The following is an 8,281-nucleotide window of genomic DNA, read 5'->3' on the forward strand; positions in this document are numbered from 1 at the left end:
TGCCAAGTTTTGCCGAAAAATGGTTAATGCTTGGTTTCCAATGGGTCGAAAACGGCGCGTCTGCGGGGTTTTCGGTGCCGGACGCGCGCCGGCCTGTGTCGCGTAAGTTGTTGAATCGCATCGGATTCCTGAAGTCGACCGTTTGGAACGAATGGTTTACGGGTCCCGGCTCAATTCCGCCCGTTGCCGTCACTCTTCGTCATCGATGGCGTGAGATCGCCGATGAAGTCACCGATTCCCGGACGCTTCAGGGCGCGGAACGCCAGCGGGCGGCAAAGGTCCATGGCGGCAATGCCGATGCGGGCGGTCATCAGGCCGTTGATCACACCTTCTCCCAACCGTGCAGAGAGCCTGGATGCCAGGCCGTGGCCGAGAACCTGCTGGACGAGGCTGTCGCCGACGGCGATCGAGCCGGTGACGGCGAGATGGGCGAGAACGTCGCGCATCAGCCGCAGCATGCCGAATGTGCCGGGCCGGCCGCCGTAGAGATCGGCCATGGCGCGGATGAGCTTGGCGGCCTCGTAGAGAACGTAGAGCAGGTCGACGATGGCGCGGGGGCTGACGGCGGTGACCACTGAGACTCGTTTTGAGGCGTTGAGGATGAGGCTACGGGCTTGCCGGTCAAGCGGCGCAAGCAGTTCGCGCTCTGCGAGCGCCACCAGATGCGGGGCGTCGATGATATCGGTCTCGGCGGCCTTCAGCGTGGCCCGGCCGCGCGCGGTCTCCGGCTTGTTGGATAGCAGATGCTCCAGGCTCTTGACGAGCGCACGCGCCTTGGCGGGCTTGGTCTCCAAGATCGCCGCTTCCGCCTCGGACTTGATGGTCTGTACGGCGGCCAGTCGCATCATGCCAGCAGTCTCCCTGACGACCATCGCGATGACAGCCAGGATGCCGATGCCGACGGCGGCAAGCGCGGTGTAGCCGAGCCAATCGGCGCGGCTGAATAGGTTGCGGATCAGGCTGTCGGTCCAGAGCCCGAAGGCGAGCGAGAACAACACACCAAAAGCACCGAGAGCGATCTTGCCGAAGGAGGTGCCACGTTTTCGGGGCTGGGCGACGGGCAGGGCCGGGAGGTCCTTGTCCGGATTGATGAAGGGATCGTCCTCGTCCGATGTCAGCGTGATCTCGCCCGAGAAGGCTGCTGGCTTGCGGGGCTCTGCCGTCGGTCGGCCGGCTTTGGTCTCCGGCTGCTCACGCTCGTCCTCATAGGCGAAGGCGGCGGGCGTGCGGCGCGGGGGCTGGTCGGTGGGCGGCTTGATCATGCTAGGCGATCTCCGAACAGAAACTGCATGGCCCGGTCGAGCCGGATATGCGGCACCGACAGCTTGATGCCGCCGCCGGTCTCCTCAAGGCTCGGCGGGCGAAAGCGGACGACGTTCACGTCTGGCAATTGCACATTCTCGTCGCCCGATTCGATGCTTGCAAAGAGGGCGGAGGGGTCTTCGAGCAAGTCGCCTGGGAAGATCGCGGTCTTCCTGATGCCGTCGAAGGTTTCGCCCGATATCGTTTCGCCCTCGATCGGCGTGCCGACGATGACGGGCAGCTCATGACCGTCGCGCTTGACGGTCGCCTCGCGTGTTGCCCGAACCGAGGCGAGTGCCATGACATCGATGCCGGCGCCGGCCATGCCGATGCGCTGGATGGCGCGATCGACAAGGCGGCGCGTCAGGGCGTCGAGGCGGTGGTGGCTTTCGTGATGCAGGTGGTCGGCCTTGGTGGCGGCGACGAGAACGCGGTCGATCCGGCGGCCGAGCAGCGACGACAGCAGTGAATTGGTGCCCGGGCGGAAGCAGGCGAGCACGTCCGTCAGTGCGCGCTCCAGGTCCTGCACGGCCTCGGGGCCGCGATTGATCGCCTGCAGCGCATCGACAAGGACGATCTGGCGGTCGATGCGGGAGAAGTGCTCGCGGAAGAACGGCTTGACGACCACGGACTTGTAGGCCTCGTAGCGCCGCTCCATCATCGCCCAGAGCGATCCCTTTTCGGGCTTGCCCGTCGGCGGCACCACCAGCGGCGCGAAGGTCAGCGCCGGCGAGCCGTCGAGATCGCCGGGGAGAAGGAAACGGCCGGGTGGGAGCGTCGAGAGGGAACGCTCGTCGGCCTTGCAGGCCTTGAGATAATCGGCGAAGGCGGTGGCGAGTTCGCGGGCGCGCATTTCGTCCGCAGGGGCGGCGATGTCGCAATCGTCGGTCAATGCCAGCCATGGCCTGGAGAGTTCCGTGCGGATGCCTGTGCGGGCCAGTGCGATCGTCTCTTCGCTGAAAGTGCGGTAGTCCTTGGCCAGCAGCGGCAGGTCGAGCAGCCACTCGCCGGGATAATCGACGATGTCGATCGAGAGCCTGCCTGGCGAGAAAAAGCGGCTCCACCCGCTGGCGCTTTGGTAATCGATTGTCAGCCGAAGCTCTGAGATGGCGCGCGTGGAATCGGGCCAGATCCGGTCTTTCACCAACGCCTTGATGTGATCCTCATACTGGAAGCGCGGCACGCTGTCGTCGGGCTGCTCTTCGAGCCGGACAGCGGAGACGCGGCCCGACTGGACGGCCTCAAACAGGGGCAGGCGGCCGCCATGCAGCAGGTTATGGACCAGCGAGGAGATGAAAACCGTCTTGCCCGCCCGCGACAAGCCGGTGACGCCGAGGCGGATCGTCGGGTTGACGAGGCCGGAGGCGCGGTCCGACAGGGTGTCGAAGGCGATGCGCGCGTCGTCGGTGAAGGATGTCATGCTTGGCGGCAAGGCGAAATTCCGATTGCTGGTAGACGCCATATAGGAACCGGCACGCCGAAGAAAAAGAAGGTTCCGCGCCTGTCAGTCGATCATGAAGTCGATCAGGCGCCAGTTGTTGCGGCCCTGGTCGAAATCGAGCACCGCCAGACCGCCGGGCGGAAAGCCGTTCGGGAGTGCCTGCGCCAGCAGCTGGTGGCCGATCAACGCTTCGAGCGTCTGCTCGATGACGGGATTATGGCCGACGAGCATGACGGCGCCCATATCCTGCTGCGCGCCGAGGATATCGAGATAGATTTCGGGCGTGGCGTTATAAAGCGCGTCGACGAAGCGGACATCGAGGTTTTCGCCCATCGCGCGGTGCACGGCGTCCGCCGTCTGGCGGCAGCGTATGGCGGTGGAGCTGACGACGAGATCCGGCTTGTAGCTTTTGTCGGCCGCGTTCTCGGCCAGGATCTCGGCTGCGGCATAACCGCGCTCGCTCAGCGGGCGGTCGAAATCGCTCTGGCCGGGGGCGGGAAATGCCGCTTCGGCGTGTCTCAGAAGATAAATCCGGGAAGGCGGCGGCACGATTGCGGTCATCGGAAAGTCCCCGGTCGATTGATCTATTTCAGTAGCGCCAGCCCGGTGTCTTCGTCAACCGGCGCACAGAATCCAGTGGGCAAGTTGCACGGGCGCTGCTACTTCAGCTGGCAAGCTGAAACGGTGGCTTTGAAAAATAGTGACGTAAAAATAGCCTGTTAGCTCAAAATTGTGACAGATTTAAAAATGTGTTTACCTAGCGGATTGGGCTTGAATCGAACGCCGTGGTCGGGATATACAGCCGCCAGATGAGATGTTCTTCAGGAGAATCGCGTTGAGTGAGAAGATCGATCTTAGCAAATACGTGCCCTCGGAAGAGGAAGAGTTCATGAACGGTAACCAGCGCGCCTATTTCAGGGCGAAGCTGATTGCCTGGAAGAACGACATCCTCAGAGAGGCGCGCGAAACCCTCGAGCATCTTGCCGAGGAAAGCGCAAACCATCCGGATCTCGCCGACAGGGCGTCGTCCGAGACGGACAGAGCCATTGAGCTGCGCGCCCGTGACCGCCAGAGAAAGCTGATATCCAAGATCGACGCCGCACTGCAGCGTATTGAGGAAGGCACTTACGGCTATTGCGAGGAAACCGGTGAACCGATCGGCCTCAAGCGTCTCGACGCCCGCCCGATCGCAACGCTGTCCATCGAAGCGCAAGAACGCCACGAGCGTCGTGAAAAAGTCTACCGGGACGAATAATCCCGGTTACATCACAAACTAAAAAAGGCACCGCCATCGCGCGGTGCCTTTTTTGTTTGCATGAAAGGGGCGGCTGTTGCCGCCACCGATCATTTGTCGCGGTTGACGCTCATTTCGCCGAAGATGCGAGCCACCTCGTTTTGAAGGGCGGCGTCGGCGCCTGTGATCGGGGCCATCTCGGGATCGCGGCGCGGCATGTTGGAAGGCGCGGGGCGAGCAGGCGCGTTCTGCACCGGCGGTGCATTGTGCATCGGCGCATTATGCGCTGCCATTGGGCGCTCAGCCGCCAGATTGCTCGTCATTTCCTCTTCCAGAACACGCTGGAAATCGCTGGGCTGGGCCGATGGGGCCGGGCGAGCGACGGGTTGGAACGCGGCCGGCTGCGGCGTTGGCGCTTGCGGTGCCGGCGGATAGAGATCGACGCGCTGCGGCGGCGTGGGCGGGCTCATCACCTGTGGCTCGATCCTCTGCGGCGTCAGGACGCGCTGGCGCGCCGAATCGAGGATATCGACGGCTTCGGCCGTTTCGATCGGCGCAGGCTCCGGCCGCGAGAATACCGGAGGCTGCGGGCGCGGTGCGACGGGTGCTGGCGTGATCGATACCGGCGCGACTGGCACGGGGACGGGGCGCGGAGCGGGTTCGATCTCGGGCTCGAAGACCTGATGCTGTGGTGCAGGTGGCGGTGCGATCGGTGGGGTGTCCAGGCGCTCGGCGCTCGGTGCGAACTCTTCGATCGGCGACAGGCCACGCGTCGGGGCCGGGCGCGGTGCGGGCGGGACGATGACCGGGGGCTCTGGTTCAACCACGGCTGCTGTCATCACGGGCTCCGCGGGCCGCTCGCTGGGGGCGGCCGGCTGTGGTGCTTCCGGGCGTGCCGGCTCGCTAATGGTCTCGACCTGCCCATCCGGCAGGATGCGGCTTTCGATGACGATATCGGATGGTCCGCCGATCATGATCAGATGTTCGACATCGTCGCGACGCACCAGCACGAGGCGGCGGCGGGCGTCGACGGCGGCGGCGTCGAGAACCTGAAGACGGGGCTGACGGTTGCGGCCGCCGCGAACGAAGGGCGAGGATGCCCGGTTGCGCATGATCCAGAGGACCGCGACGAGCAGCAGCAGGGCGATGGCCACGCCGCCCGCGGCAATGATGAAGCGGCTGCCATAAGATTCCATGATGCCATCGAACATAGTCACGTACTCCTTTGCGGCGTTCAACCACATGACGACTTTTAAGCTTCCTAGACAAGGGGGAGGCGGCTTGTCCAGTCACCGAAAGGTGCGACGCAATGTCTGTGGAACGTCTCAATCTACATTTAACGGCAAAACTGGCGCTGTAGCTTGTGAATTCAATCACTCTTCATGGAGTGTGGTGTTTTTGGCGGGGCAGCAAATTGCTAAGAAGGAAGAGGCGCCTGATTCCTGCTTCGTATGTTAGTCACGAATGAAGGCCGGCGGGCAATGCGAGGAAGTACATGACGAAATCCCGTCAGGCCGACAATTTTAGCGAACCGCTCGTGGACCGTGGAGGGCGCGCGGGAACCGCCGTGCGTATCCTGCTTCTGGCGCTGGTGCTGATCGGCGTCGCCGCCGCCTTCGTGGTGTTCAAGACCTCGCTCGACAACGAGATGGTGCTCGGCGTTCTCGGCGTGCTGGCCATGGTCGGCATCTTCTTCCTGGTGTCGTCGATCATCGGCTTCATCGAAGTGATGCCGCAGCGCCAGTCCGACAGCCTTGCCCGTGCCTTTCTCAACAGCCATCCCGACGGATCGCTGATCACCGACGAAAAAGGCCGGATCGTCTACGCCAATGCCGCTTACGGCGCGCTGACCGGCGCCCGCAAGCCGACAGAGGTGCAGACGCTGGAAGCGCTTCTGTCGCGCCACCGCGAATCCAACGAGGCGCTCTACCGGCTATCCAACGGGCTGCGCGAGGGCCGCGAGGGACGCGAGGAGTTCCGGCTGCTGCGCGCGCTGGGGCCATCGCCGAACGGATCGGGCGCTCATTGGTACCGGCTGAAGGCGCGTATCCTGCAGAGCGAGGAAAGCGGCGGCCGGCCACTGCATATCTGGCAGATCAGCGACATCACATCGGAGCGCGACGACCAGGAGCGGTTCTTCAAGGAGCTGCAGAACGCCATCGACTATCTCGACCACGCGCCTGCCGGCTTCTTTTCGGCGGGCCGCAAGGGCGAAATCTTCTATCTCAACGCGACGCTTGCCGAGTGGCTGGGGATTGACCTCACCAAGTTCATTCCCGGCTCGATGACGATCGGCGACATGGTGGCCGGCGAGGGGCTGGCGCTGATCCAGTCCGTGCAGGCCGATCCCGGTCTGCAGAAGACGGTTACGCTCGATCTCGACCTGAAGAAATCGAACGGCCAGGGCGTTCCGGTGCAGATCGTTCACAGCGTTACCTCGATGCGCGACGGCGCGCCCGGCGAAAGCCGCTCGATCGTTCTAACGCGCCGCGACAGCACGGCTGGCGATCAGTCGGCGTCGGCTGCATCGATGCGTTTCACGCGCTTCTTCAACAATACGCCGATGGCGATCGCCTCCGTCGATGGCGACGGCCGCATCCTCAGGACCAATGCGCCGTTCCTGAAACTCTTCTCCGGCATCGTGTCGCGCGATGACGTCGAGAACGGCGCGCTGTTCGAAACCATCGTGCAGGATGTCGACAAGCCGAGGCTGCAGGGGGCGCTTGCCGCCGCCAAGGACCGGCAGAGCGATATTCCACCGCTCGATTCCAAGACGCAGGCCGACGACAACAGGCATTTCCGCTTCTACGTGAATGCCGTGATCGACCAGAGCGACGAAGCGCCTGAAGAGGCAGCGATCGTCTACGCCGTCGAGGTGACCGAGCAGAAGGCGCTCGAGGCGCAGATGGCGCAGACGCAGAAGATGAACGCCGTGGGCACGCTCGCCGGCGGTATCGCGCACGACTTCAACAACGTCTTGACCGCCATCCTGCTCTCCTCCGACCATCTGCTGCTGCAGGCGCGGCCGGCCGATCCGGGTTTCGCGGATCTGATGGAAATCAAGCGCAACGCCAACCGCGCGGCCGTGCTGGTGCGTCAGCTGCTCGCCTTCTCGCGCAAGCAGACGATGCGGCCGAGCGTGCTCAATCTCACCGATGTCGTCGGCGACTTGAGAATGCTGGTCGACCGGCTGCTGTCGGGCACCAACGTCAAGCTCGACGTCGAATATGGGCGCGATCTCTGGCCCGTGAAAACCGACCTGTCGCAGTTCGAGCAGGTGCTGATCAACCTTTGCGTCAATGCGCGCGACGCGATGCCCGAGGGCGGCAAGCTCACCGTGCGCACGAAGAACGCGACGGCCGCCGAAGTCGCCGCGTTCAATTACTCCTACATGCCGCACGAGGACATGGTTCTGGTCGAGGTGTCGGACAACGGCACCGGCATCGCGCCTGAAATCATGGACAAGATCTTCGAGCCCTTCTTCACCACCAAGGAGGTGGGCAAGGGCACGGGTCTCGGGCTTGCGATGGTCTATGGCATCGTCAAGCAATCCGGCGGCTACATCCAGCCGGAATCGGAAGTCGGCAAGGGCACGACCTTCCGCGTCTTCCTGCCACGCCACATCGTCGAACCGGCGATCGCCGCCGAGGCCGATGCGGTCACGCCGAGCGCAGACAACGTCGTCGCGCTGTCGCCCACCAAGCCGGAGCAGCCGGAAGACCTGACGGGTTCGGCCGTCATCCTGCTCGTCGAGGATGAGGAGGCGGTGCGTCGCGGCGGCAAGCGCATGCTGGAGACGCGCGGCTACACGGTTCACGAAGCGGGATCGGGTGTGGAAGCGCTCGACATCATGGACGAGCTCGATGGCAAGGTGGATATCGTCGTCTCCGACGTCGTCATGCCTGAAATGGACGGGCCGTCGCTGTTGCGCGAACTGCGCAAGAAATATCCGGATCTGAAGTTCATCTTCGTCTCGGGCTATGCCGAGGACGCGTTTGCCCGCAACCTGCCGCCAGAGTCCAAGTTCGGCTTCCTGCCGAAGCCGTTCTCGCTGAAGCAGCTGGCTGTGGTGGTCAAGGAGACGCTTGAGGGCTGAGGTGAGGCGGGGCCGTTTGGCGTGTGCGGTGAACGCACTCTATAGGGCTTGCCGTGTGAGACCCCCTTGTAACTTGACGATTGCCGCATCGGATCTAGCTCCTCCCTGCGGTGACGGACCGGAGCCCGCTACCCCCTTGGGCGTTAAAGCCCGCGTCAGAGCCGGGGCCAGGTCCGTCGTTCCATCGAACCCGAACAGTCGCCAGGGC

The 8,281-nt window shown here is 63.7% G+C and carries 6 protein-coding genes; 2 read left to right on the top strand and 4 right to left on the bottom strand.

What is annotated here, in order from left to right; genetic code table 11:
• Positions 1-170: 170 nt before the first annotated feature.
• From AC1DOG_RS03770 to AC1DOG_RS03780, 3 genes are all read right to left on the bottom strand, one after another.
• The gene (locus AC1DOG_RS03770) at positions 171-1,262 is read right to left on the bottom strand and encodes a YcjF family protein (RefSeq protein ID WP_477926867.1); all 1,092 of its coding nucleotides are present in this window, start codon (positions 1,260-1,262) and stop codon (positions 171-173) included.
• Positions 1,259-2,734 carry a YcjX family GTP-binding protein gene (locus AC1DOG_RS03775; RefSeq protein WP_477926868.1) on the bottom strand — a complete coding sequence of 492 codons (1,476 nt, stop codon included), beginning with the start codon at positions 2,732-2,734 and terminating at the stop codon, positions 1,259-1,261. Before AC1DOG_RS03775 ends, AC1DOG_RS03770 begins: the two co-directional genes overlap by 4 nt.
• Before the next feature lie 72 nt (positions 2,735-2,806).
• Complete coding sequence (locus AC1DOG_RS03780; RefSeq protein WP_018900536.1) at positions 2,807-3,304, bottom strand: SixA phosphatase family protein; 498 nt, start codon at positions 3,302-3,304, stop codon at positions 2,807-2,809.
• Positions 3,305-3,578: 274 nt separating this feature from the next.
• Between AC1DOG_RS03780 and dksA the strand changes: the two genes are divergently transcribed.
• Positions 3,579-3,998 (top strand): RNA polymerase-binding protein DksA, encoded by a 420-nt coding sequence (dksA, locus tag AC1DOG_RS03785; protein ID WP_018900535.1) that lies wholly within the window; start codon positions 3,579-3,581, stop codon positions 3,996-3,998.
• A gap of 89 nt (positions 3,999-4,087) precedes the next feature.
• Here the strand turns inward: dksA and AC1DOG_RS03790 are convergent, their stop codons facing one another.
• Positions 4,088-5,188 (bottom strand): flagellar biosynthetic protein FliO, encoded by a 1,101-nt coding sequence (locus AC1DOG_RS03790; protein ID WP_477926869.1) that lies wholly within the window; start codon positions 5,186-5,188, stop codon positions 4,088-4,090.
• Between the two features lie 284 nt (positions 5,189-5,472).
• Here AC1DOG_RS03790 and cckA point away from each other — a divergent pair, with 284 nt between their 5' ends.
• On the top strand, positions 5,473-8,073 hold the full coding sequence (cckA, locus tag AC1DOG_RS03795) for a cell cycle histidine kinase CckA (protein ID WP_477926870.1): 2,601 nt from the start codon (positions 5,473-5,475) through the stop codon (positions 8,071-8,073).
• Positions 8,074-8,281: the final 208 nt, after the last annotated feature.

The sequence above is a fragment of the Rhizobium sp. 01N48 genome, from assembly GCF_056399145.1.